The sequence below is a fragment of the Terribacillus sp. 7520-G genome, from assembly GCF_002271665.1.
Lineage (GTDB): Bacteria > Bacillota > Bacilli > Bacillales > Amphibacillaceae > Terribacillus.
In genome coordinates this window covers 26,230-51,765 of record NZ_NQFP01000026.1, presented here as the reverse complement: position 1 = coordinate 51,765, position 25,536 = coordinate 26,230, and the positions used below count along the sequence as shown (strand labels likewise).

Here is a 25,536-nt window from a genome sequence, read left to right as displayed (position 1 = left end):
ATGAATGGTGGGACATTTACATCTGTAGAGAGCAAGCAACGTGCCGGTATCTACTTCAATTTCAAGACACTAGCACAGGACCGCCTAGCTTCTGGAGTGACTGGGACAGTAGCACTGCCAGTTGTGCTCAGTTGGGGGCCAGCGAAACAGTTTCTCGCTATCTCTACTGTTGAGGACCTTAACAAAAAAATCGGTTTAAATATCGATGATCCTACGCTTCTGCTTTATAGGGAAGCCAAGAAGAAAGCACAGACAGTCCTGTTGTATCGCTTGAATCAAGGTGAGCAAGCTAGGGCGCAGCTCAGCGAAACGCTGGCAGTAACAGCGAAGTACGGCGGTGAGAAAGGAAACGATATTTCAATTCGAATCTCTGAGAACGTGCTCGACACTTCCCGTCGAGATGTATTGACGTTTGTTGGTACTGATGAGGTGGATAGACAAACTGTCGCTGCAGCAGAAGAGCTGAAAGCCAATAACTATGTTTCCTTCGAGGGTACCGGGGAACTGACACCTACAGCTGGTACTTCATTACTTGGCGGAAATAACGGTCAAGCGAATGTTCAAGATTATACGGACTTCTTAGCTGCAGCTGAAACGGAATATTTCAACAGCATCGCCCTTCCGGTAGAAGGTGATGAGCAGCTCAAAGCAACGTTCACAGCCTTCATTAAGCGAATCCGTGACAACCAAGGTATTAAGGTGACTGGTGTACTTGCTGGTTATCGAGCGGATCACGAGGGAGTCATCAACGTAACAGAAGGCGTACTGTTGGAAGATGGAACAAGAATAGAGCCGCATCTTGCCACGGCGTGGGTTGCGGGTGCAAGTGCTGCAGCCGGATTTAATCAGTCGTTGACATTTGTGGAGTATGCGGGTGCTGTCGACGTTTTGAACCGATTGGATGAGGATCAAATCATTGAAAAGTTGAACAAAGGTGAATTCATCTTTAGTTTTGATCCCCGTGATAAAACAGTCAGCGTGGAAAAGGATATCAGCTCTCTCACTAGCTTCACGACTGAAAAAAATAAAATGTTCAGCAAGAACAAGATCGTTCGTGTACTGGACTCGATCAACAATGATTTGACGGCACAATTGAAGGATCTTATCAAAGCTCGTAAAGAGGCGGGATCCGATATCCCGGCTTCCCAGGACGGTCTGCAGTTTGTCCGTTCCTTGTATGTGGAGTACATGACAGAGTTGCAAGCCGGCGGCGGTATTGAGAATTTCGATTCCGAAACCGATATTCAAATCCAACTTACAGAAGATCGTGATGGTTTCATTACCAACATGGCCGCGCAGCCAGTGGATGCTGCAGAGAAATTCTTCTTCAACGTGGAGGTGAGATAAGATGGGGCAATTTAAAGCGCAAAATACCATCTCTGGAAAAGAGGGTCGCCTATTTCTGGATGGTGAGGAAATGGCTTACATCAAGACATTTGAAGCAAATATCGAGAAAAATAAGTCCGAAGTAAACGTAATGGGACGTCGGATGACCGGTCACAAAACGACCGGAGCGAATGGTACCGGAACTGCTACTTTCTATAAGGTAACTTCCAAGTTCGTGAAGCTGATGATTGATTACGTGAAAAACGGAAATGATCCATACTTCACGCTGCAGGCGGTGCTGGATGATAAAGCGTCTGGCCGTGGCACGGAACGGGTTAACTTGTATGACGTGAACTTCGATTCTGCGAAGGTGGCGGGATTGGATGTTGATTCTGAAGCTTTGGAAGAGGAAGTGCCTTTCACATTCGAAAACATTGATCTTCCAGAAGAACTATCTGAGACGTTTTAATTAGCAGTTAAACAAATTCAAATATAAAGGAGATATTCACATGTCAGAAAACAAAACAAAAGTACACGATCTATCATTCTTCCTACCAAGCGCAGTTGAAGAGGCGGAGGAAGTAACAGCCCCTATTTCAAAGCGATTCAAGGATAAGGAAGGCAATATCGTTCCATTCATCTTCAAAGCCATCCCTACTGAGCGAATTGATGAACTGGAGAAGGCCTGCACTACATTTAAAAATGTGAAAGGCCAAGGACGCGTTAAAGATTTGGATACACAACGCTTCTATGCGCGTATCGCTGTAGAAACAACTGTTTATCCAGACTTCCGCAGCAAAGAACTGCGTGAAGCTTACAAGACAGAGGACCCTGTAGAAGTGGCAAAAAGACTTCTATCTGTTGCCGGCGAGTACTCAAATTTGATTACAAAAGCGATGGAAGTGAACGGCTTCGACGATACGCTTGAGGATCTTGAAGAAGCAGCAAAAAACTCATAAGAGAGGGAAACCGAGAGGCAACGTATTTTTACTATGCCATGCATGAATTACATTGGTCACCCTCTGAATTACTTGAATTGATGGAGGCGCCGCGAAAATTCAGGAGCCTCCTTTTTGGTTTTATAGACCATAAGCTGGAAGTACTTGCGAAACAAGCGGCTGATGCTAAAAAGAAAAAATAATGAAAGGAGGAAATAGATGGCTAAACTGACTGCGAGGTTCGAACTTCAAGACCGTATCAGCAAAAAATTGAAATATATTACTGGTCAATTGGATCAGATGGATCGGCGGCGTAAGCGCTGGGAGCGTCCTGTTACAGTTCGTTTTGAGGACCGTGTAACGAAAGGTATGTTAAAGTTGCAGCGTTTTATCCTGCGAGACTTTCAGAAAGCCTACAGTATTCAAGTGAAAGTCAATGATATGGCTACCAGGCAGATGAAAAAAATTGATAGATATATGCAACAAAAAATGCCAAAGACGCACGATGTCATCTTAAAGGCTGTGGATCAAGCGACTCCTATGATGAAGAAGCTGCAGCGTTATATGAACAATAGTCTTATGAACTCTTATGCTTTCGCCATTACCGCGAAGGATCAAGCGACGCCAGTTGTGCGTAAAATTGCAACTTATGTACGAAATAATCTGCAGCGCGGTTATTCGGTAACGATATCTGTCATCGATAAGGTCACAAAAACTGTCGGCCGAATAGCAAACTATAGCCAGAGATTTGCTTCCAAATCGTATTCCGTCACGTTCAAAGCAGTGGATATGGCTACACGTACGCTTGGAAGCATTAAATCTATGATTACCTCAATTCCATCTATGGTGACCATTACTTTGGGTGTTATTGGGGCTGGGAAATTAACTGATGCTACCGTAGGTTCAGCGATGGACTTCGAGCAGTACACAGTTTCGATGAATCATTGGTTAGATGGTAACAAAGAGAAAGTAAAAGAGACAATGGACTGGCTCGGGCGTTATGCGGATAGTACGCCATTCAATATGGATGAATTGTTCCCGGCTATGACGCGCGGTATTGGATTATCCAATGGTGATGTGAAGCAAGCGCAGTCTCTCCTGACGGTTGCAAGCGACATGGCTGCCCTTACACCTGGCAAAACGGTAAACGACGCCATGGAGGCGCTCGCTGACGCTCAGATGGGCGAATTTGAGCGAATGAAAGAGTTCTCCATGAAAGTCACCGCAGATGATTATGAAAAAATGGGTTGGGACGGTTTCATCAATCAGGCAAATGATAGATTCTCTGGCGGGGCAGACAAACTTTCTCAAACAGCTCGAGGGAAGCTTAGTACGATTACAGGTTATATCGGAACTGCTTTCCGACAAGCGGGAGACGGTATCCTTAATGGATTGATGCCACAGCTGGACGCAGTCGTAGGGTGGATCGACAACAATCAGGACAAATGGAAAGAATGGAAAGAAACCATAGTATCTGTAGCCACAGATATATCCACACCTCTTTTCCAAGGCTTAGCGGACGGATTCAATTATCTTCGAGAGAATTATCTTGAGAATGAAGAATTCCGGAACCTGGACTTTGAAGGTAAGGTCAAATTCATTCTGGATGACGTGAAATCGTGGTGGAATGACACCGCTAAGCCGAAATTGGAATCGTGGTGGCAAAGTACCGGCGAACCCTGGGCAATTGATATGGGTACCGTCATTGGAGAAGCGCTTTTTACCGGTATTGTAGAGGGAATGAAAGGCGGTCTTGGCATTGTAGGCGGCATGTGGAAGGACGCTTTCTCAGGTGAAGGTTCTTTTGCTAGCGCAGCAATAGGAACTTTAATAGCAGGATCAATTGCATCTATGGTGCTTAGTCCGCTTACGAAAGGGATTTCCGGAGCTTGGAAAATCGGAAAGAAGGCGCATGGTTGGACGAAGGGTCGAAAAGGGAAAAAGGGACCGCCTTCTGGCCCTTCTACACCACCGAATGCACCAGCGCCTAAGAAAGGCGAGGGATTCTTATCCAAAGCGCTTGGGTGGGGGAAGAACGGCATCAAGCGTGTGCCTATTCTTGGTACGGCAATCGGCGGGCTATCACTTTTGGGTACCTCAAAAGATGAGTTAGGTGGTGGAATCGGTAACGTTGCTGGTGGTGCTGCCGGCGCCACTGCTGGTGCTGCAATTGGTAGTATAGTTCCAGGGGTCGGAACAGTAATCGGCGGTGTGGCCGGTGGAATACTTGGATCAATGGGCGGAGAAAAAGTCGGTCAATGGATTCAAGATGGCGGTATAACGAAGACCTTTGAATCAATAAAGCAAAAAGCATCCGATGCGGGCTCTTCCATTTCTAACACCTTCGCAAGTGTAAAAGAGAATATAGGAAGTACTATTTTCAGCAGCGAATGGTGGGGAGAAAAGTGGGAAAGCGTTAAGTCGTGGGCTAAAGATAAACTATCTGACACATCTGACTGGTGGAATGGAATAAAGCAAACTGCAACAGAGACGATTTTCAGTGAAGATTGGTGGATTGAACAAGCTGGTTTTGTTTGGGGATATCTCGAAGAGACATTGTTCAATAGTGAATGGTGGATAAGTAAATGGGAGTCTGTTAAAACGTGGGCAAAAGATGCTTGGGATGGATTAGTTGGTCAAAAGATTGTTACAACTATCAACGACACACTCTTTAACTCCGAATGGTGGGGTGAGAAATGGGAAAGCGTTAAGTCGTGGGCTAAAGATAAATGGGAAACAGCTCAAGATGTTTGGGAAACAGCAAAAACCACTCTATCCAATACGTTGTTCAGTTCAGAATGGTGGGGCCTCAAGTGGGACTCAGTAAAAACTTGGACTAAAGATAAATGGGAGACAGCAACTGATATCTGGGACACTGCAAAGACAACCATTTCGACTACTTTGTTCAGTTCAGAATGGTGGTCTGGAAAGTGGGGAGACACCAAAGATTGGGCTAAAGATACATGGAATGATACGACTGATATCTGGAATAACGTTTTGGATGCTGCCAACGAAACACTATTCAGTTCGAGCTGGTGGAGTGGTAAATGGCAAGATGTAAAAGACTGGGCTTCTGGAACGTGGGGAGATATTAAAGAAGGATCTAGGGATCTTTTTGGTGGTATAAATGAAAAATTTCAAAAAGGTCGAGAACGTGGAAGAAATGCCGGTAAGGTAGATAAAAACGCTACCGGCGGCTATATCACAAAGCCCACAATCTCCTGGATCGGTGAAGCTGGTAATGAGTTTGTTATTCCGACTCAAAATAATAAAGGTCGCGGGAAGATGTTACTTGCTCAAGCAGCGAATAAGTTGGGCATGAACGTGGTTGACGACATGCAACAAGCAGCGACAGGTGGTAGCAGTACTGTCACGCCTATCACAACCGCACCCTCTTATTCTTATCAGCCATCTATCACGCCGTACGTTGATTTAGATGGTATGCAAAAGCAGTCCATTGCAGTAGGTCAAGAGTTTACGAGCGGCTTTGATACTGGCATTCAGAAGAACGTCGTGTCAATGGAGGCGTGGAAACAAAAGAATGTCAAAACGCCAATGCAACAAATGGTCACTTACTCATCTACCTACGGTAAAGGTGTTGTGAATGGATTCGCAGCAGGGCAAAATGCTACTGCAACAAATACTGGATCATACTTGAACCGTCATGTGCGGACGCCGTTCATGAGTGCTCAAGCAGAAGCTCCTTCATGGGGAACAGGTTTAATGGGTCACTTCATTTCAGGTATGAACGACTCTGGAGCTAATGTGACGCAAGCAGCCAAGGATTTGGCAGAGCGTGTAGATAAGGCATTCCGTGAAGAGTTAGATATCCACTCACCATCCCGCCGTATGCGAGCAAATGGTCAGTTTGCAGCTATCGGTATCATCAAGGGTCTGGATGATGTAGACATTGAGAACTTTGCGAAAAGCAAAGCAAGCTCTCTAGCAGCAGCCTTCTCCAATATGAACGGAGTGGGCGGCGATATCTCTGCTTGGCTAGCTGCAGCTCTGATGGCAACGAACACGCCAATGAGCTGGCTTGGTCCACTATCTATGATGGCACAGCGAGAGTCTGGTGGTAATCCGCGGGCAATAAACAACTGGGATATTAACGCCAAGCGCGGCACACCTTCCAAAGGGTTAATGCAGACGATCGATCCAACATTCCAGGCCTATAAGGGCAAAGGAATGAACGACATCTGGAACCCTGTTCACAACGCAGTTGCTTCCATCAACTACATCAAGGCACGATACGGTACCGTGTTCAATACACCTGGTATGCGAAACATGGCAAGAGGTGGCGGGTACCGCGGTTATGCAAATGGCGGTTTAATCACTAATGAGCAGATAGCTCGTATCGGTGAAGGTGGAAAGCGCGAATGGATCATTCCAGAAGAACGCGGAATCCGCGGTCACTACTTGTTGAATCAAGCGGCACAGTCCATGGGATATCAGCTGTATGACGAGGGTGAAACACAGATTGATCCCGGACAATCAGCTGCAGCCATTGGTGGTGCCAATAAGACTGTCTATGTGGAGAAACAAGGAACTGTTGTTCATGTAAGCTTTACTGGAGACAATATCTATCAGAACGATACAGATGTTCAGGCCGTGGCTGATGCGGTCAAGAAAGCCATTGTGGACGAGCTCGAAGAAGAAATTCGAACAGGATCGGAGGGAGTACCGGATGAGTAAATCGGTATACGAATTCTGGCTGTCACAAGACAAAGAGAAATTGCGGTTTCCGATTCTTCCGGAAACCCTTGATATAAAAAACAGTACACAAAATGAAACGGTTCGAGTGAGTAAGTTCGGCGAGCTGACATTCTTGGATAAGGCGGGAGCGAAAACATTTTCGTTCTCGTCTTTTTTTCCGAAAGACTATTCGCCGCTTGCAGAGTATAGCGGTTTTCCTGCCCCGGAAAATGCTATTAAAACTATTGAAAAGTGGCTAGATAGCGAAAAAACGGTACAGTTCCTTGTAACAGGTACTAAGATCAATTTTAAGTGCAGCATTGATGCTTTTGATCATAGTGAAGGGCAAAAGGACATCGGGGATCATGATTTTGATATCACCCTGAAGGAGTACAAAATGGCTTCTCCGCGGAAGATTAAGCAGAAAAAGAAAACTCAACAGACGCGTCCTTCTAAATCTGCCCCCAAAAGTCACAAGGTAAAGCGCGGAGATACGCTTTGGGCGCTTGCTGGCAAATATTACAGCGACAGCACGCAATGGCGAAAGATTTGGGAAGCGAATAAAACGATGATGATCAAGCGCGACAAGCGAAATATAAGGCAGCCGGGGCACTGGATATTCCCTGGACAAACACTTAAAATTCCTTGAATATCCTAGCTAACACTCAATGTTATTCATAAGTTCTTTCTTCAGTATGATAAATTTGAATTGTATAAATTATTCTGCTCGAGGGGTGACACTGTTGATAAGAACATTGACTGAAAATGATTACAAAGAAGTAACTAGACTAACTTTACAATTGGGTTATCCATCTAAACAAGAAATAATAGAAAATAGGATTCGTCGATTGCTTAATGAAAAAGACAATCAAGTATTTGTATATGAGGGTGATGGTTGTCTCCTGGGCTGGGTTCACGTTTTTGGAAAGCTATTAATAGAGCTAGAGTATGCTGAGATTGGTGGACTTATTGTAGACCAAAATTATAGGCAGGGCGGAATAGGATCTAAATTAATGAGGAAGTCAGAGGAATGGGCTAAAGAAAATGGCTATAAAGAAATCAGATTACGGTCTGGCGGACAGAGATTAATAGCTCATGATTTCTATAAAAGAATTGGCTATAAAAATACTAATAGCCAACAGTTATTCGTAAAGTCTTTTAAATAATGAACATTTCCAATTTCAATTAAGAACAAATCCCTAAACGAAAGGGGGGATGGAATGATTGAACTGTTTTTAGTCAAAGACACCGAGTGGCTGGAGCTGGTTGTTGAGACAGTGACTTGGGAAGGTGCGCGTTACAAAGCACCGCGAAAAATAACCGCTCAAATCGTCACCAAACAAGGCGCACAGAAGTACTACAGCGTAAATGAAGGTGATACGGTTCTTTTTAAATGGAAAGGCACTGAACTGTTTCGCGGAACGGTGTTTAATCGGACACCAAAGGATGGGCTGCTGGGATTCGTTGCATATGACATGTTGCAGTACATGGTTGCAAATAAAGATGTATATGTCTTTTCCAACCAGCGTGCAGATCAGATTGTCCGGCGTATGGCGAATGACTTTCAAATTCCACTTACTTCTTTGGTGAATACAGGACATGTCATTAAATCCTTAGTGATTAAGAATGATACGTCGCTTTATGATATTTGGCTTCAGGCATACAAGGTAAGCCGCAAGCAAAACGGACGAAACTTTCAGTTGTACTCAACAAAAGGTAAGTTGGGACTGCGGGCATGGCCGGATCCCTCAGAGGTATATGTGATTGAGTCAGGTAACAACTTGATTGATTACAGCTATAAAACATCCATTGAGGATACAGCTACTCGTGTAAAAGTTCGGATGGAGAAAGATGGTCGAACATATACAGCTGTAGCAAACGACAATTCGAATCAGAAGAAGTTCGGAGTGCTGCAGTATACGGAATCTGTTACTGATGATATAAACAGCGGTCAGTTACAAGAGCGAGCTAATAACCTCCAGAAGCAGAAAAAAGGTGTTCAGGAAGAACTGTCAGGAATTAAAGCTGTAGGAATTACGGAGGCTGTCAGTGGTATGCCAATACGAGTGATCATAAAGGAAGAGGGTATCAATCGTAACTATTGGATTGATAATGATGTGCATGAATTCAAAGGGAGCAGCCATACGATGACATTCGATGTCGTTAAACAGAATACTGTACCAGAGGGGGCGAATGCATGAGGATGGCAGATGCAATAAAAATTCTAGCAAAAGGTGCTGTAAATGCAGGTAATCCAATAGATCTTTTAATTGGAGAAGTTGTTAGTGTAAGTCCTCTTGAGGTGAGATTGCGGGAAAACAACAAATTAGTCATACCTGAGGGTTTGATTTCAGTTGCTGATCATCTAAAAGACCGTGCTGTCATGGTAGAAATCGATGGGGAAGAAAAGAAAATGCGCATGAAAAGTGAACTTAATAACGGTGATAAAGTAATGATTGCATCGCTGATTGGCGGGCAATCATTCTTTTTATTCGCCAGAATATAGGAGGAATTAGGATGGCATTATCTCCCGAGGTGGAGTTTACAGACCTGCAGGATGAAACAGAAGCAATAGAAACATCCTCAACGTATTACATCGATTTTGAGACTGGCGAGCTGACCAATAAGGTCATCACTGGCATTGATGCGATCCAGCAATTTGTATATATGGCACTCCGCACCGAGAGATATGCATACCCGATCTATAGTCATGATGTCGGAAATGAATTGCAAGAGCTGCTATCAGACAAAGAGACCACGGAAGCTTATAAGGAGATGGAAATACCGAGGTTGATAGAAGAAGCTCTTGTGTATGATGACCGGATTAGTGAAGTATCAGATTTCGTGTTGGAGAAAGTGGATGATGCCTACCACGTGAGCTTCACTGTACACAGCGTTGAAGGCGTGATTGGAATAGAGGATGTGATAGGAGATGTTTGAAGATCAGTCATTTGAATTAATCATGGAACGCATGCTGGAAAGAGTGCCGGCAGACATCGATAAGCGTGAAGGAAGTGTCATATGGAATGCATTAGCTCCGGCAGCTGCAGAATTAGCGCAGTCCTACGTTTGGCTGGATACCATGCTGGAACAAGTATTTGCAGATACCGCGCAGGGGGAGTTTTTGGACCGGCGTGCTCTTGAAGGTGGTGTCACTCGAAACGAAGCGACGAAGGCTGTGCGGGCTGCGGAGTTCAACATGACTGTGCCCGAGGGTACCAGGTTCTATCTGGATGGAGATAATTTATATTTCGTTGTTCTGGATGATGGTACTCTGCAGTGTGAAACTGCGGGATCAGTCGGAAACGGAAACTTTGTAGACCGGCAACTGTTAGCCATTAATACTATACCTGGCTTAGAAAAGGCGGTTCTGAAGGAACTGCTGGTACCTGGTACTGATGAAGAAACAGATGAATCACTATTGCAGAGATATTATGTCAGGGTGAGGCGTGAAGCTGTCAGTGCCAATAAGCAGCATTATAAGCAATGGGCCGAAGAGCTAGACGGTGTAGGTCGTGCTAAAGTCTTTCCGCTTTGGGATGGTGATGGCACAGTGAAAATTGTGGTCACGGATGCCAATATGCAGCCAGCCTCTGATGTGCTCCTAAAAAATGTACAGGATCATATCGATCCTGATCCTGCCATGGGTGAGGGAGAGGCACCGATTGGAGCTAAGGTAACCGTGGAAAGTGCCGTGTGGAAAGATATAAATATCAGCGCCAGTGTTCTTCCGGTCGGTGGTCGGACCCTCGCGGAGGTTAAGGCTGAAATTGAATCCGAGGTAAATAAGCTATTCAAACGAATCGCCTTCGAGGAAAGTGTAGTACGGATTTCTCAAATCAATAACATTGTCTACAATGCGGATTCTGTTTCTGATTATGCGGATATTGAAATCAATGGTAAAGCAGAAAACCTATTGCTTGAAGATGTAGAGATTCCGCGGCTGGGAGAGGTGACAATCGTTGAGCAAGTTTGATGACATGCAAGCCTACCTTCCGGAGTTTCTTCGTAAAATTAAAGAAATGAATATTATCCTGGAAGCTGAAGCACCTGAATTTGAAAAGCAAAATGAAGCTATATTTGATGCTACAGATCAGCTATTTATTAGCACGGCCACTTGGGGATTGCAGCGTTGGGAAAAAAATCTCAACGTAATTCCGGATCCGGAAGATGACATTGAGGTGCGGAGAGCACGGTTACTTGCCAAAGCTTCTAATATCCCGCCAGTCACATTTTTATCATTGGAGAAGGCAATCAATCGATTTCTGAAAAATCCAAGCGCCATGGTGCGGCTGCTACCAAAACAATACCGTTTCAGTGTGGACGTGAACGTGGATGATTTGCAATTCGTAAAACAAATCATACAGACGCTTGAGGATATGAAGCCGGCGCATCTGGGTTATCTATTACGAGCTGCACTCAATGAATCAATACAGATTGTTGATGAAGTTACTGTAAACCGGCGGCGGTATAGAAAGGTCAGGGAATTAAAGATTGGCTACTCCGTTACACTGGATAATAATGAGGTGGTACTAAGATGATAACCCGTCAGTATAAAGAAAGGGTGGCAAAAGACCTCTTTGATCGTATCACTAAGGTTCAATTGAATGGAGAAGAGGTTGAAATGGTTTCCAAGGAGCTTGAGGGAACTAAAGTAACTATACTAACCGGTCGGCGAGAGGGAGTCACACGGATAAATAGCATCAGAATACTTGATGAACTTGGTCTGGTTATTACAGAACGTAGCTCGCAGCTGGATGTGAAAGATAACAGAACACTAGATTTTAGATTTTCTTTTGAGGTGGTGTGAATATGGCGTATGAAGCTAAGACAGATTGGCTGCCGGATACAGAGATTCGGGAAGATGACCTGAATAGATGGGAGCAGGGGATTGATGATGCTCATAATGAGTTAGACAGTCATAAGAAAGATCAGACCAATCCTCATCGGGTAACAAAAAAGCAAGTAGGATTAGGAAACGTAGACGACGTACAGCAAGCATCAAAAGAGGATTTTGATAGTCACAAAAATAATATCAATAATCCGCATAGAGTAAATTCAACACAGATAAACGTAATTACTGCAAGAGATGCTGCAGCTAATTACAGCGAATATCCCACGGGTATAACGATTGCTGAAACCGGAACAGGTAAAAGCATAGGCTATCCTTGGGATTTTATTTTGATTGAGACTGAGCAGCTGGGTGCGAATAGAACCGTTCAAACAATATATGATATGTCATCGTCCACTGTTATCCGATCCATGGTAAGGAAGTATAGGGAAGCAGACGGCGGCTGGGGAGATTGGGCGAAAACAGAAACTGAAGCCGCAGCTCAAGAGAAGGCTGATAAGGCAGAATCTAATGCGAAAAACGCAAGTGTCCCGCGTACCGGTGGCACGATGTCCGGTGATCTGATTCTTGATAATGATAAAAAAATATCACACAAGTCTCCAAATGGAGAAATTCGACGAACTATCCATCGAGGCGGTGATGATAATATCTATATCAATACCGATAGCATCGGAAAAACTGTGATAAGGGGCGCTCGAGTAGTAAATAAGGATGATAAAGATTTTGAAACAATCGATGGATCCCAATCTAAAGCTAATCAAGCTGAAAGTCGAGCGAAAGCTGCAAGTGTCTCAAAGTTGGGAGATACCATGTCAGGCCCACTTAATTTTGATGTGACAGATCCCACACCTATAAATATCAAGCGACGCGGCAATTCAAACAATGCCAATGTCAAACTTGAACATGATGGAGCTGTCGGTCACATAGGGATTGACAAAAATGGAAATTGGAAAATAGATACCGGAACGGATCCAAATCTCGACGGTTCAAGCACTGCGGAATTTATCGAAACAACCGCCGGAGCGCAAGAAAAAGCTGACACGGTTAAATCTTATGTGCAGCAGTACGGCCTTGGAGTTGCCGCGCGATCGGGTATTGATTGGGATGCATTATCGACTTCAGGTTTCTACTCAGGGTCAATGAACGGACCAATAAGCAGTGTTGTAATAGGAGTGCATATCCAGCACGGTTCAGCGTACGCTTACCAGATTGCGGGGCGTCGTGATGAATTCTGGTCAAGAACAAGAGAGAGTGGTACCTGGTCATCTTGGGAAAGGATGGAGACAACGGCAGAATCTCAATCTAAGGCTAATAAAGCTGAAAATAATGCCATAATGGCGTTCCAAGCAGAGGGGTTAGGTTCCAATGGATTACAGGATCTTATGAACTTAAATGACGCCAGCACTACTGGATGGAGATCATTTGGTAGTACAGCATCCAATGCGCCACGTTCAGCAAGAGGGGTCGTGCACAGTATTTTCTCTGGCACGGACGACGGCATTCAGCTCGCCTATCTGACAGGGGCGAGAACGGAGTTTATGCGCCGTAAGACAGCGGGGGTATGGAGTGACTGGTTACAAACCGCTGGAAACATGGAAGAAGGTTGGCGGGATCTAACTCCACGTGGAGGTGCGCAGATTTGGACCGAATCAGCTCCCCCGCAAGTTTTGAGAATCGGTGACCACGTTTTCCTGAGGGGAGCTTTGAAAGGAATAACAAACAGAAAATTTCTTTGCTTAACACTACCAGGCGATTGCAGACCACAAAAAGATCATGTATTCATTCAAAATACGAGTACGGACGGTTATAAAGCGCGCTTGGCTAGATGGATTATAAATCCAGATGGGAATGTTTATGTAGACTATAATACAGATGACGTTTGGGACGCCGAAAAATGGTATCCAATAGATACACATTTCACTGTTACAAGTAGTTAGGAGGTCGAGAAATGAGAAAAGCACATCTTTACGGACCTGAGACCAAACAATATTTATTCGACTGGATAACAGTATATCCAGATGAAGATGGTAACTATCAATTGCCAGAGAATAGTACTTGGAAACAGCCAATTCGTGAAGACGGATTGGCTTTTATATTGCCTGTTTTTATTGATGGCGAGTGGCAAGAGGGAGGCACCGCTCCTGAGCCAGCTCTACCACAACCTTCTGATGAGGATTTACTAGGACAGGCGCTTGCGGAAGAGAAGCTCAGAAGTATTGAGTTACAACAAAGTGTAGATGAGCTTGGTCGGCAGTTGGCTGAAGAGAAGCTGAAGAATTTAGCGAAAGATGAGGTTCTTCAACAACAAAAACTGTCCATTCAACAAATTGGTCAAGAACTTACACTAATAAAATATGACAAGCTTTTAAGTGAAGGGAGTAAATAGGGATGACTAACTTTTGGATTAGTGCCTTGTTTAAGTCTTGGGCAACCCCAGCAATGGTAAAGAAGGTATATGAGTATAAGGATTGCAGTAAAGATGATTTGCGAACTGGTGTAGAGCAGGAAATGGTTCAAAAAGAACAATACAAATACATTACTGGTGAAGATTACTAAAGTATAGAACTAGATAATCTACCAAATATAAACTTGTTATAATTTTCTTGTTATGGTAGTTTGGTAGCATTATGAGAAAAATGACGAATTTATTACTAGTTTGTAGTTTATTGTTTCTATCCGCTTGTTCTTTCGCTAGTGGTGCAGATTCTGGCACAGAATATCATCCATTAATCATAGCGCATCGAGGTGCATCAGAATTAGAACCGGAACATACCTTTGCTTCTTATGATCGAGCAATCAAAGATGACGCTGATTATATTGAAATAGACCTAAGGGAAACAAAAGATGGAGAATTAATCGCGATGCATGATGAAGATGTAAACCGTACCACTGACGGAGAAGGTTTTGTTAGGGATTTAACATTGGATTATATTGAATCCTTGGATGCGGGAGATGGACAGAAGGTTCCAACTCTGCGGAGCATCGCTTCTCATTATAAGAACAAGGTGAAATACTATATTGAAACCAGAAGTAATGTAGATGGCAAAATCACAATGGAAGATCAGTTGTTGCAGATTTTAAAAGAAAACAAAATCCATGATGATAATGTAATTATTCAGTCATTCGATGAGGCAAGTTTGGTAAAGATTCATGACCAGGATCCGGACATACAGCTTGTACGTTTGCTTCGCAAAAAAGAAATACAGGAGCTTACACCAGAACGATTGAATGAAATCAGTGAGTTTGCATTTGCTATTGGAACTTATGCTGGGAGTACGGATAAAGACCTTGTAAAGATGGCACATGATAATGGGTTGGATATTCACACTTATTACTATGACGATGAAAAGGAGTTAGCAGAGAAAATGTTTGGGTTGAAAGTGGATGGCACTTTCACTAACGACCCAAAATATGCAAGAGAGACAATGGATCCATCAAAATGATGGATCTTTTTTATTGAGAGGGGGGAGAAAGGATGGAGATGGACATTACACAATATCTAGTTACTCAAGGACCTTTTGCGGTATTGTTTTGCTGGCTGCTTTTCTATGTAATGCGTACAAGTAAAGACCGGGAAGACAAGCTAAATGAGCAGATTCATGCACAGAATGATGTTTTAGCAAAATTCAGTGATAAATATGATGTTGTAATTGATCGATTAGACGACATTGAACAACATCTAAAATAAGGCCCGTCAGGACTAGCTGGCGGGCTTTCATATTTCCTTGAAAGGAGGTGATTGAATGATTAACTGGAAAGTGCGTTTTAAAAACGTTCACTTTGTACTGCCGCTTCTGGTTTCTGTCGTTTTTACCGTCCTAGCTTATCAAGATTTAACAGCAACAGACATCACCAGCTGGGCGACACTATGGAAAGTCATCGTGGACTTTGTAAGTAATCCATACCTAGTCATTTCTGTTTTAGCGCAGATTTATCAAGCCACTATTGACCCTACAACAGGCGGAGTCACCGATAGCAAGCAAGTATTGAGTTATAACAAACCCCAAAAATAAAGGCTGCCAATTGGTAGCCTTTTTAATTTACTAAAAAGGAGAAGATTTATTATGGTGAAAATTTATATAGACCCAGGACATGGCGGTAAAGACCCAGGCGCACAAGGAAATGGATTAAAAGAAAAAGACGTTGTACTTGAGATTGCTAAGAAAGTACGCGACCGCTTGGTAGCAAGCGGATTCGAGGTTAAAATGAGCCGAACAGGAGACACATACCCAACACTCACCCAGCGTACAAATGAAGCCAATGCATGGGGCGCTGATTTCTTCTTGTCCATTCATATCAATGCGGGCGGCGGGCATGGATACGAGGACTATCGTTATATTACACTAAGCGCAAGCAGCTCCACTGGTAAAATGCATGCCACAATCCATAAGCACATGAAAGCGAAGGTTGGGAAATATGGCATGCCAGATCGCGGCATGAAGCAGAAAAATCTTCATGTGCTGCGCGAATCTAAAATGGCAGCTGTATTGACTGAGCTTGGTTTCATCGATAACAGTAAAGATGCGGCAGACTTGAAAAACAGTTCTTTCAAATCTGATGCCGCTTGGGGATTGGTTGATGCTCTTTGCGAAATCTACGGAAAGAAACCAACAGCTCCTGGTGGCGGTAGTGGCAGCGGTGGCGCAGTTGGCAAAATGGTAATCGTAAAAGATAACCCTGATGGTTGGCTATGGGTATACAACAAGCCGGACTGGAACGCGAAGTACCAGAAGGTAAAACCTGGCGAAGCCTTCACGATCGCCCAGGAGCTAACGGTCAGCGGTTCTAAAATGTACAAGCTGAAATCCGGTTTGTATATCACGGCTGCCAGCAAGTATGTGGAAGTAAAATAAGGACAAAAAAATCCCCTGCCAATATCCGGCGGGGGCTTTTTACTTTATAACGATAGCAATGGATTCGGCCGATGCACGATCATCATATCTTTCCTAAATAGATCCTCGAAATTAAAAATTTCGCTCGGTGTGAACTTTCTAAGCAATGGATGCTTTGGAGTTAATTCTGGAAATGGAATATCATCTTCTTCAGACATCACCCACTCAAGTAGATGATCCTTTGCAATTTCATTTCTTGCTTTTACATACTCCCCGTACATCTCAAATCTGATTAGTGTTGGCATTTCATCTCCTCCTTTTACTCCTATAATCGTATTGGAGTGAAGAAAGGTGTGATTAAGAATAAAAAAATCAACCCTGCACGGAGGAAGGGTTAATTATTTATTATCATAGGGTCTGTATTTTTCTCGAAGCTCTGGTTGCTCTGAATTTCTTTGCTCATCTCTTCTCTTATATAAAGCTTAACGCAACCCTTTTTAATCTGAGTTAGATTTGAGTTAGCGCAATATATGAGAATTAGATTACTGATTTTATATTAGTGCATTAAAACCCTCAATAAAATCTTTATGGGTAAGTTTTTTGTATGTACTTATTTTCCTTTTAGGCCCGAATGGAACTGATAATAATTCACTAAGGTGTTCTTTTTCCCAATTTTTTAGGCTAGTCTGGCATATTATCAATAACCAATCTAGTATCAAATCACTCGCTTTATCTAATAAATCAAGAGTAGACCTAAAATGTTCCATGTTTATTTGGCTCAAGTCAGAAAAATAACTCTGAATATTATCTCTGCTTCCAGAAACTAAAGAATGAGAGATACCAGAAATGTTATGATATAAATTATGCATTTGTGAGTTTAGTAATTGAAGGAAAGTAGAATATTCTTGTGTGTTAGGGTTTTCATCAATAATTAAGTTATCATATAGTTTCTTATTTGCCAGATAACTTTTCTCGTTTATGTTTATACTATTTCCTTGAACTGTAAAAATTGCATGTTTAAGAAAATTTTCAAGAGCACTTCTTAAAACCAATACAGATCCTCTCAGGTAATTGCTTTTTAAAAGTTGTACAGATTCTAACAAACACGAGAATACGATTTTAAAATATTCAGTGCGTGTGAATCTTTCTGTTTCTATTCTGTTTTTTAAGTAGTTAACTGTATAAATCCTGCAGAATACTTTATATAGACTGTCGTTAAAGGATTTTTTTATATCAGCATGGCAGTCCCTGATAAACATATCAAATTGATTTTTACAATCATACTTGAGATTCAATTACTTCTACCTCTCAAAAAGTTTACCCATTCATCTGTATCAGTGCTATTAGAATTCCTCGGGGAAACAGATTTGTTTTCGGTGCTAGAAAATGGTAAAAACTCAATTAAATCATTGGTTATTTGTAGAAGCATATCGTAATCTTTTATGAGTAGCGTTTTAAGCACTCTTGAGCCTAATAAAGTGCGAGATAAGTATAGATAGTCACGATATTCCTTTTCAAGTTCAAGGTTTTCTTCGTAAATAGTTTTAATAAAGTTTTTTAAATCATTATTTCTAGGGAATAATTGTTTATTCTGTATTAATTCAAAAGTTAATCCCATCAGCAAAAGTCGACCTTGATTTGAACTTAACTTATTTGAATTAATAATTTTTAAATCTGAATGAATTTCTGATAGCTTACTATCCATTATTTAACCTCCTTCTCAACCTTACCTATCAGTTCACTAGTAATACGATCTATGGAATTGGTTATTTGTACGTATGTTTGATTATCATTTGCCTCTTCAATCATTACAAACTTGGAAGGTATAGAAGGCATATAAGGTAAGTCACTATTAAAGAAGTTTATATCAGGGAATTGTTTTTTTAGCTTTAGAATTCTTTCTTCCTCTGCTCTAATCTTCCTTTGAACTAAAGTGAATACAATTCCAAGCCTCTTAACTTGATTAGGTAATGAACTATATAATACATCATTTGTTAATTTTTCTTTAATAGTATCCTCTAAAAGTTCTATACCTATAGAAGAATAAAAATCCACTTTACTCGGTATTAGGTAAAAGTCGGATGCTACTAAACTTGAGTGTGTAAGAATGGACCAAGTGGGTGGACAATCAATCAGTATGTAATCAAACTCTTCCTCCAAGTCATTATCCCTTAAATGTTTCAATAAAGCACCGGCTTTAGAAGAAGTATCACCGGAAACTTCTCTTGTAAGTTTGAGGTCTCCTGGTATTAAAAATAATTTATCTGTAATTTTAGTTTTTAGAGATTTATTTTGCAAAGGTTTATTAACATCAGTTTCTCCGAAAATTTGTAGTACTGTTTCTCTATTTTTAGATAATCTTTCATATTGCTGAGAAGAAGTTATTTCTTCTTTAATTTCTATTTCATCCTCGTTATTTTTATTAACATTTAAACTTCTTGAGAGACGAGTTTTATATAAGAGTAGGCTTTGCGTTGCGTTAAATTGAGGATCCATGTCGACAACTAAAACCTTTTTTCCCTTTTTTGAGAGTTCGTTTGCAATATTAATAGTTAATGTTGTTTTACCAACTCCACCTTTCATATTAATGATGGATATGTTTATAGATTTACTCATCTGAAGACCCCTTCACAAATATAGGTATTTTTTCTTATTATATTATCTTACATTTTTGAAGGAAAATAAATAATATGTTGTAATAAAATTCCTATTCGTGAATTGTATGGTCTAAACGGTCTCTTTATATTATACTCTATATTTCTAACCGCCAAGGCGACAAACGCTGCAGTACAGGACATGAACCGGTGTAAGCTTGGGCTCAAAGGGATACGCTGATTAAGAATATTTGAGAGTTGGTTTGCAAACCTGATTGCAAACCAAAAGGCTAACATACTGAGCCAACATATGGAGTAAGCATTGTAAGTTAATGAAGTATGGCGTGCGCTAAAACAAGGAAAAGCATAGTGATGAAACCTTATGTTATCTGTTCATAATAAAAAATTGGTTTCCGGTACCACGTCTGCCGGGGGTTCGAATCCCTCCGAGCGCGCTGCTTAATATAGAGATAGCAAGGGTCTGTCAGTTTGCCGCCCCTTGCTATTTTTTGTATCTAAATTTGATTGAGAGCTAGCTTATCAGTTTCGACAAGCAATGATCCAGCAAATCCAAAGACAAAATCATGGTTTATATTCTTTAGGCAATAACGGATTTGAGCTGGGCTATTGAAATAATCTATTGGTACAGAATGAAACATTTCAATAAGGGCTGCGTACAACATTAAAGTGTATCTCATTTTCTGGTAAATATAGAAATAAGGAGAATTCTCATGTTAAAAAGAGTGTCTTTGGTGTTTGTGCTTTTCGTTTTAGCAATTGCTGCTTTATTCTTGGCTGCTGCAAATCCTACAGGTCCGAATACGGTTTCGTTTGAGGAACCGATGATTATTTGGTTGAATGTTGGAATCATCGCTTTGCTGTTTTTGCCGCCTTTCATCTTATCGTTCTTCAGTCATCTCGCGGTGAAGATTGTTTCTGCTATTTACCAAGTTTTTATCGTCTTTGCTTTCTCTAGTCTTATTTTGGCAGGTTTATTGATTCCTAGTAATGCCGTCATCATTGTCGGAGCTCTTGGTGTCATTCTTGGTATCTGCAGTATCCTGGTCACTATTTTAACGGGGTTGAAAAAGGGGGATGCAGTCACGGAGTGAACTTAAATGCACTAAAAATGCCCAGCATTTCTCTTTAGCGCTGGGTATTTTCTTGATTGTCCTTTGCTCTTTTCACTGCCATGTAAATGACGATGATGAATAATAAGGCCGATAGCAGCCAAAGGAGAGCGGATAAGTCATCCAAGGTGCGAGGTAAGTTTGCAGCCATTAAAGGTAAGATGCCAGCCAGAAGTATCAGTGGAACCAAATGCTTGATTGTAACCGCCTCCTTTTTCCATAAAAATCCTTTCCTTTTATTGATGGTAGCATATCGTTCTGGAGTCTGACAAATATCCTTGAGCTGGAATTCCCGCAAAATATTTTGCGGGAATTTTTTTAAGATCTTGCTTGTCATCAGGAATTAATCCCGGATGCATGCATACAGTGGAAGCATGAAGCGTATTCCATTACATGTATACTAGTATCGTTTTCCACAATCCATGATGAAGAGATGATCAAAATGAACAAGCTGCCTGTACAGCGCAAGACATTAGCTTATGAAGTGTATGAATATCTATACGACAAAGTCATCACCTTACAATACAAACCGGGGCAGATGATTTATGAGAGTGCAATAGCCGAGGAACTGGGACTGAGCAGAACGCCTGTCAGGGAAGCGATTCAAATGCTTGCTTCAGAAGGGTTCCTGCAGATCATTCCGCAAAAGGGGAACCGGGTGAAGCATATATCGAAGAAAAAGGTGCAGGAAGCGCTCCAAGTCAGAAAGAGTCTGGAAGCTGTCGCTTTTATGGATGCTGCTGTCAAATGGAATGAAGCTGATGCAAGGATCAGTGCTTATAAGGCGGAATTAAGGCATATCATGGACCAGCAAAGGGATGCGGCAGAACGGGTGGATGTTGTTGGCTTTTACCGCTATGATGAGGTTTTCCATGATAAAATCCTTGAAATATGCGGCAATCAGACCTTGGGAGAAATCGTACGTCAGGTGCGGGGACATGTGAATCGAATCCGTTATTTGGAATTTTTTGAGACAAGGGAAATGGACCGTGTCATTCGTGATCATGAAGAGTTGATTGCGCTGATCCAAAATAATGATGCAGAAGGAGCTGTGCGGAGGCTTCATCAGCATCTCGACACAGCGGCCAGTCACTATGGCAGCATAATGGATAAGTATGCCGCATATTTTGAAGCTCACACTCCATAGTGGAGCATAGTGTCATCCAATGACTTGTATACTAGTATGCGAAAAGGAGAAGGACAGGATGCAGATTGCTGTATTGGGGTTGAACCACGGATTCACATTGGCACAGCAGGCAAAAAAAATGGCTGGTCTTACATTGGCGGCAGTAGCTGGGAACAACGCTGATGCAAAAGAGCGGGCAAAGGAGCTGGATGTACCTTTATATGAAGATTATAAGGAACTGATCGATACATGCTCGCTGGATGGAGTCATTATTACATTGCCGAATCACTTGCACAAGGAAGCTGTGGAATACTGTGCAGATAAAGGCTTGCATTGTCTGGTTGAAAAACCGATTGCCGATACAACGGCTGCAGCCCGGGAGATGATCGATCATTGCCGGGAGAAACGGGTGCAGCTTTTAGTTGGTCATCATCGTCGTTACTCTGCTAAGATCAATCATTTGAAGCAGCTGCTGGAAACCAAGGTCATCGGAGATTTAATCGGGGTGAATATGGTGTGGGCCCTTGCCAAGGATCATGACTATTATAAAGAAGCTTGGCGGGTGAAGGCAGGAGGCGGTCCGCTGTTGATCAATGGCATACATGATTTGGATAACTTACTCTATGTTACCGGCCTTAAAATTGAAAGCGTTTACGCTGCCGGGCGGAATAAGATACGGTCGGCAGAAGTGGAGGATGCGGTCACGGCAATTCTGGAGGCGGAAGATGGGACGGTCATCCATTATTTCCTGACTGACGGCGTGCCATCTCCTTGGTCTTATGAATTCAATCTAAAGGAAAATCCAATCTATCATTTTTATGAAGAGGATTGCTATCACTTTTTCGGGACAAAAGGGAGCTTGGCTTTTCCAAGCTTTCGCTGCTACCAATACAGGGAGGGAGCGTATGGCTGGAAGCATCCTTTGATGGAAACGCAATACTTGCCGGTGGGGACTGTGGATCCAATCGCGGCAGAATTAGCCCACTTTGAAGATGTATTGAAAGGGGAAGCAGTTCCGCGCGTACCAGGAGAAGCGGGATTGAGGACCCTGGAGGTGCTGGAGGCCATCAACCTGTCCATTCGGGAGAAGAGAAGTGTGCCGCTTCGGGAGATTATAAGTTGTTAAACACAATCGTTCCATTCAGGAGAAGGCGGGGATTGGATGAAGCAATTGTTTCTATTTTTGTCGTTGATTAGCATGGGACTTATTGTAAGCGCTTGCAATATTGGGACTTCAGCAGAAAAAGAAGTGAAAGTCATGCGCCTTGCAAATGCCACTCCGGATGACCGTTCTTTGAGTAAGGCGCTCTATTTGTTTGAAGAGAAACTGGAGCAGGAAACGAATGGCTCCATTGATGTCGAAGTGTATACGAATAGCGTTATCGGGGGAGACAGGGAGGTATTTGAGGGGATGCAGCTGAACACGATCCAGGGGGCATCGATGTCGACAGGACCGATTGCACAATTTGCCGATGAGTTCAACGTTTTCGAGCTGCCATTTTTGTTTGCTGACGAGGAAGAAGCTTACCGTGTCTTGGATGGGGAAGTGGGGGAACGTCTGTTGGAGGAATTGGAGAGCCAAAACGTAGTCGGTTTGAATTATTGGGAAAATGGCTTCCGGATGCTGAGCAATGATGTACGTGAAATCGACACGGTGGACGATGTCAAGGGAATCGATATCCGGACGTTGGAAAATGAGTGGCATATGGAGCTTTGGCGTGAACTGGGCGCCAACCCGACGCCGATGAACTACGGCGAATTGTATATTGGGCTGGAGCAAGGTACCGTCGATGCCCAGGAGAACCCAGTGGGTAATGTGGTAAACAGTCATTTCTACGAGGTGCAGGACCATCTGACAATCACCAATCATATTTACAATGCGAGTCCTTTCATGGTGAGTAAGCCTTTTTGGGAGTCACTGACGAAGGAAGAACAGGCGGCAGTGGAACGCGTGGCGGACGAAGTGCAAAAGGAGCAGCGGAAAATGAATCGGCAGGAAGTCGAGGATAGCTTTGCCATTGTCGAAGAGATGGGGATGAAGGTAACGGAACTGAGTGAAGAGGAACTGGAGCGTTTCCGGGAAGAAACCATGCCGGTTCGTGAAAGCTATATAGAAAAGTATGGAGATGAGTGGTTAAGGCAAATAGAGGCAGAAACCGATTGATAGATAGAAGGAGGCTCTTATGAAATCTATCCGATGGTGGAATCGATATACGGAGGAATGCATGATGGTCATTTTGCTGTCTGTCATGGTCGTCGTCATCACTGCACAAATCATGATGCGTTTTATCCTGGGATCATCTATTGGCTGGTCGGAAGAATTGGCTCGCTACTGTTTTATCTGGCTTGTCTTTATCGGCATAAGCTATGGGGTGAAAAAACAGCGGCATATAAGAATCGATGCCATTTACCGATTGTTGAAAGGGAAGCAGCGAGTCATCCTCCAAATCATAGTAAATGTGCTGTTTCTGTCATTTGCTGTAATCCTATTGATTTATGGCGGCAAAATCAGTGCCCAGATTTTTCTGTGGGGACAGAGTTCACCGGCCTTGCAAATAAATATGGGGTTGGTTTATCTGGCAGCGCCTGTCGGCATGCTGCTTACATCCTGGCGGATCATACAGCAGCTGCTGCAGCAAATCCATATACTCCGCGGCAGGGAAGGGCTGTCCGATGCAGAGCAAACATCTGCATTATAATGCTCGGAAATATGATATTGGGAGGGTGAGAAATGTCTGCGATCATCATGTTTGGCAGCTTTGGCCTCTTGCTGGTGTTAAGCGTCCCGATTGGCATTGCACTGGCTTTGTCATCCATCGCTACGTTGCTATACGCACAGGATATGCCGTTGGAATTTTTAGCTCAAGGATTGGTCACCTCTATCGACTCCTTTCCGATCATGGCAGTGCCATTCTTTATTTTGGCTGGGGAGATCATGGGAAGGGGTGGGCTTTCCAAACGGTTGATCAAGGTAGCTGAATCAGTTGTCGGGAATATAAAAGGCGGATTTGCAATGACGACGATCATAACGTGTTTTTTCTTTGCGGCCATATCAGGATCTGGACCAGCAACTGTTGCAGCCGTGGGGGGAATCATGATTCCTGCAATGGTTCAGATGGGCTATGGCAAGCAGTTTGCAGCTGGCATCGTCGCGGCAGCGGGAACATTGGGAGTTATCGTGCCTCCAAGTATCCCGATGATTGTATACGGTGTCGCAAGCGGGACCTCGGTTGGTGATCTATTTATTGCTGGCATACTGCCAGGTCTTCTGATTGCTGTCCTGATGCTGCTATATGTCTATTTCTATGCCAGGAAGAATGGATACAGCGGAACCGGGGAAGCTTTTTCCTTTAAACGATTGATACGGGCTGTCTGGGATGCAAAATGGGCGCTGATCGTACCTGTGATCATTTTAGGCGGGATATATGGCGGTTTCTTCACACCCACGGAAGCAGCTGTTGTCGCAGTTGTGTACGGCTTGATCGCCGGCATGCTGATCTATAAAGAATTGCGCCTGAAGGACTTGTATGATGTATTTCGGAATGCGGCGCTGATGACAGTGACCATCATGGTCATTATCGGAGCGGCCACTGCATTCGGGAAAATCATGATCATTGAACAGATGCCTGCCAAGATTGCCGGCGGAATGCTGTCGATTTCCGACAATCCTGTCATCCTGATTTCCTTGATTGTGATCTTGCTGCTTTTCATCGGGATGGTAATGGATACAACGGCAGCGATCATCATTTTCACCCCGCTATTGATGCCAGTCGGAATCGAGCTGGGATTCGATCCGGTACATTATGGATTGATCATCATCTTGGCGCTGATCATCGGCTTCATCTCACCTCCTATCGGCGTCAATCTATTTGTTGCCAGCGAAATATCCGGCTTATCGATCATGAAAATATCGAAAGCCATCGTCCCTTATATCGCAGTCATGCTGCTTGCGTTGATTCTCATCATTCTCATTCCGGAAATAGCGCTGCTTCTATTGGGTGGATAGTATCAAACGGTCAAATGGCGGATCTTGCTTAAGAAGA

At 43.0% G+C, this 25,536-nt stretch carries 31 protein-coding genes; 26 read left to right on the top strand and 5 right to left on the bottom strand.

All coding sequences use genetic code 11. The features are described from left to right. From CHH53_RS10305 to CHH53_RS10210, 20 genes are all read left to right on the top strand, one after another. Positions 1–1,347: a phage tail sheath family protein gene (locus tag CHH53_RS10305; RefSeq protein WP_095216048.1), complete on the top strand. Its 1,347-nt coding sequence runs from the start codon at positions 1–3 to the stop codon at positions 1,345–1,347. Between the two features lies 1 nt (position 1,348). Then, a complete protein-coding gene (locus tag CHH53_RS10300; protein ID WP_095216047.1) occupies positions 1,349–1,795 on the top strand; it encodes a phage tail tube protein in 447 nt (148 codons plus the stop codon). Between the two features lie 40 nt (positions 1,796–1,835). After that, complete coding sequence (locus CHH53_RS10295) at positions 1,836–2,285, top strand: phage tail assembly chaperone (protein WP_095216046.1); 450 nt, start codon at positions 1,836–1,838, stop codon at positions 2,283–2,285. Between the two features lie 38 nt (positions 2,286–2,323). Next, positions 2,324–2,467 (top strand): hypothetical protein, encoded by a 144-nt coding sequence (locus CHH53_RS17665; RefSeq protein ID WP_095216045.1) that lies wholly within the window; start codon positions 2,324–2,326, stop codon positions 2,465–2,467. Positions 2,468–2,483: 16 nt separating this feature from the next. Then, on the top strand, positions 2,484–6,959 hold the full coding sequence (locus CHH53_RS10285; protein WP_095216044.1) for a transglycosylase SLT domain-containing protein: 4,476 nt from the start codon (positions 2,484–2,486) through the stop codon (positions 6,957–6,959). After that, positions 6,952–7,608, top strand: a complete 657-nt coding sequence (locus tag CHH53_RS10280) for a LysM peptidoglycan-binding domain-containing protein (protein WP_095216043.1) — start codon at positions 6,952–6,954, stop codon at positions 7,606–7,608. Before CHH53_RS10285 ends, CHH53_RS10280 begins: the two co-directional genes overlap by 8 nt. A gap of 94 nt (positions 7,609–7,702) precedes the next feature. After that, positions 7,703–8,125 (top strand): GNAT family N-acetyltransferase, encoded by a 423-nt coding sequence (locus CHH53_RS10275; RefSeq protein WP_233135027.1) that lies wholly within the window; start codon positions 7,703–7,705, stop codon positions 8,123–8,125. Between the two features lie 54 nt (positions 8,126–8,179). After that, the gene (locus CHH53_RS10270) at positions 8,180–9,160 is read left to right on the top strand and encodes an XkdQ/YqbQ family protein (RefSeq protein ID WP_095216041.1); all 981 of its coding nucleotides are present in this window, start codon (positions 8,180–8,182) and stop codon (positions 9,158–9,160) included. Beyond that, complete coding sequence (locus CHH53_RS10265) at positions 9,157–9,465, top strand: DUF2577 family protein (RefSeq protein ID WP_095216040.1); 309 nt, start codon at positions 9,157–9,159, stop codon at positions 9,463–9,465. Before CHH53_RS10270 ends, CHH53_RS10265 begins: the two co-directional genes overlap by 4 nt. 11 nt (positions 9,466–9,476) lie before the next feature. Then, the gene (locus CHH53_RS10260) at positions 9,477–9,899 is read left to right on the top strand and encodes a DUF2634 domain-containing protein (protein WP_095216039.1); all 423 of its coding nucleotides are present in this window, start codon (positions 9,477–9,479) and stop codon (positions 9,897–9,899) included. Further along, entirely contained in the window at positions 9,892–10,935 is a 1,044-nt protein-coding gene (locus CHH53_RS10255) for a baseplate J/gp47 family protein (RefSeq protein ID WP_095216038.1), read from the top strand. Before CHH53_RS10260 ends, CHH53_RS10255 begins: the two co-directional genes overlap by 8 nt. Beyond that, positions 10,922–11,500 (top strand): putative phage tail protein, encoded by a 579-nt coding sequence (locus CHH53_RS10250; RefSeq protein ID WP_095216037.1) that lies wholly within the window; start codon positions 10,922–10,924, stop codon positions 11,498–11,500. Before CHH53_RS10255 ends, CHH53_RS10250 begins: the two co-directional genes overlap by 14 nt. Next, positions 11,497–11,769 carry a hypothetical protein gene (locus CHH53_RS10245; protein ID WP_095216036.1) on the top strand — a complete coding sequence of 91 codons (273 nt, stop codon included), beginning with the start codon at positions 11,497–11,499 and terminating at the stop codon, positions 11,767–11,769. The genes CHH53_RS10250 and CHH53_RS10245 overlap by 4 nt, the downstream gene beginning before the upstream one ends. Before the next feature lie 2 nt (positions 11,770–11,771). Then, on the top strand, positions 11,772–13,748 hold the full coding sequence (locus CHH53_RS10240) for a pyocin knob domain-containing protein (protein ID WP_095216035.1): 1,977 nt from the start codon (positions 11,772–11,774) through the stop codon (positions 13,746–13,748). An 11-nt stretch (positions 13,749–13,759) separates the two neighbouring features. Next, on the top strand, positions 13,760–14,197 hold the full coding sequence (locus CHH53_RS10235; protein WP_095216034.1) for a hypothetical protein: 438 nt from the start codon (positions 13,760–13,762) through the stop codon (positions 14,195–14,197). Between the two features lie 2 nt (positions 14,198–14,199). Next, positions 14,200–14,367, top strand: a complete 168-nt coding sequence (locus CHH53_RS10230) for an XkdX family protein (protein ID WP_095216033.1) — start codon at positions 14,200–14,202, stop codon at positions 14,365–14,367. 80 nt (positions 14,368–14,447) lie between these two features. Next, on the top strand, positions 14,448–15,254 hold the full coding sequence (locus CHH53_RS10225) for a glycerophosphodiester phosphodiesterase family protein (protein ID WP_095216088.1): 807 nt from the start codon (positions 14,448–14,450) through the stop codon (positions 15,252–15,254). A 32-nt stretch (positions 15,255–15,286) separates the two neighbouring features. Further along, positions 15,287–15,499, top strand: a complete 213-nt coding sequence (locus CHH53_RS10220) for a BhlA/UviB family holin-like peptide (RefSeq protein ID WP_095216032.1) — start codon at positions 15,287–15,289, stop codon at positions 15,497–15,499. 55 nt (positions 15,500–15,554) lie between these two features. Further along, positions 15,555–15,824 carry a phage holin gene (locus CHH53_RS10215; RefSeq protein WP_095216031.1) on the top strand — a complete coding sequence of 90 codons (270 nt, stop codon included), beginning with the start codon at positions 15,555–15,557 and terminating at the stop codon, positions 15,822–15,824. Between the two features lie 51 nt (positions 15,825–15,875). Beyond that, positions 15,876–16,664, top strand: coding sequence for an N-acetylmuramoyl-L-alanine amidase (locus CHH53_RS10210; protein WP_233135026.1), 789 nt, complete (start codon positions 15,876–15,878; stop codon positions 16,662–16,664). A gap of 44 nt (positions 16,665–16,708) precedes the next feature. Here the strand turns inward: CHH53_RS10210 and CHH53_RS10205 are convergent, their stop codons facing one another. The 4 genes from CHH53_RS10205 to CHH53_RS10190 form a co-directional block, all read right to left on the bottom strand. Next, the gene (locus CHH53_RS10205) at positions 16,709–16,948 is read right to left on the bottom strand and encodes a hypothetical protein (RefSeq protein WP_095216029.1); all 240 of its coding nucleotides are present in this window, start codon (positions 16,946–16,948) and stop codon (positions 16,709–16,711) included. A gap of 246 nt (positions 16,949–17,194) precedes the next feature. Beyond that, positions 17,195–17,695, bottom strand: a complete 501-nt coding sequence (locus tag CHH53_RS10200; RefSeq protein ID WP_143594487.1) for a nuclear transport factor 2 family protein — start codon at positions 17,693–17,695, stop codon at positions 17,195–17,197. 239 nt (positions 17,696–17,934) lie between these two features. Further along, a complete protein-coding gene (locus CHH53_RS10195; RefSeq protein ID WP_095216027.1) occupies positions 17,935–18,348 on the bottom strand; it encodes a hypothetical protein in 414 nt (137 codons plus the stop codon). Next, a complete protein-coding gene (locus CHH53_RS10190; RefSeq protein WP_095216026.1) occupies positions 18,348–19,259 on the bottom strand; it encodes a ParA family protein in 912 nt (303 codons plus the stop codon). Before CHH53_RS10190 ends, CHH53_RS10195 begins: the two co-directional genes overlap by 1 nt. 709 nt (positions 19,260–19,968) lie before the next feature. On the opposite strand from CHH53_RS10190, the gene CHH53_RS10185 reads away from it, so the two are divergent. After that, positions 19,969–20,349, top strand: coding sequence for a hypothetical protein (locus CHH53_RS10185; protein ID WP_095216025.1), 381 nt, complete (start codon positions 19,969–19,971; stop codon positions 20,347–20,349). Positions 20,350–20,383: 34 nt separating this feature from the next. Here the strand turns inward: CHH53_RS10185 and CHH53_RS10180 are convergent, their stop codons facing one another. Continuing rightward, complete coding sequence (locus CHH53_RS10180; RefSeq protein WP_095216024.1) at positions 20,384–20,704, bottom strand: hypothetical protein; 321 nt, start codon at positions 20,702–20,704, stop codon at positions 20,384–20,386. A gap of 105 nt (positions 20,705–20,809) precedes the next feature. Between CHH53_RS10180 and CHH53_RS10175 the strand changes: the two genes are divergently transcribed. Genes CHH53_RS10175 through CHH53_RS10155 form a run of 5 tightly spaced genes read left to right on the top strand, consistent with a single transcriptional unit; the run spans position 20,810 to position 25,499 of the window. After that, positions 20,810–21,514: a GntR family transcriptional regulator gene (locus CHH53_RS10175; protein WP_158221535.1), complete on the top strand. Its 705-nt coding sequence runs from the start codon at positions 20,810–20,812 to the stop codon at positions 21,512–21,514. Between the two features lie 58 nt (positions 21,515–21,572). Beyond that, entirely contained in the window at positions 21,573–22,619 is a 1,047-nt protein-coding gene (locus CHH53_RS10170; protein WP_158221534.1) for a Gfo/Idh/MocA family protein, read from the top strand. A 36-nt stretch (positions 22,620–22,655) separates the two neighbouring features. Further along, positions 22,656–23,657, top strand: coding sequence for a TRAP transporter substrate-binding protein (locus CHH53_RS10165; RefSeq protein WP_095216021.1), 1,002 nt, complete (start codon positions 22,656–22,658; stop codon positions 23,655–23,657). A gap of 19 nt (positions 23,658–23,676) precedes the next feature. Then, positions 23,677–24,192 carry a TRAP transporter small permease gene (locus CHH53_RS10160; protein ID WP_095216020.1) on the top strand — a complete coding sequence of 172 codons (516 nt, stop codon included), beginning with the start codon at positions 23,677–23,679 and terminating at the stop codon, positions 24,190–24,192. Positions 24,193–24,224: 32 nt separating this feature from the next. Then, positions 24,225–25,499, top strand: a complete 1,275-nt coding sequence (locus tag CHH53_RS10155) for a TRAP transporter large permease (RefSeq protein WP_095216019.1) — start codon at positions 24,225–24,227, stop codon at positions 25,497–25,499. The last annotated feature ends 37 nt before the right edge of the window (positions 25,500–25,536 follow it).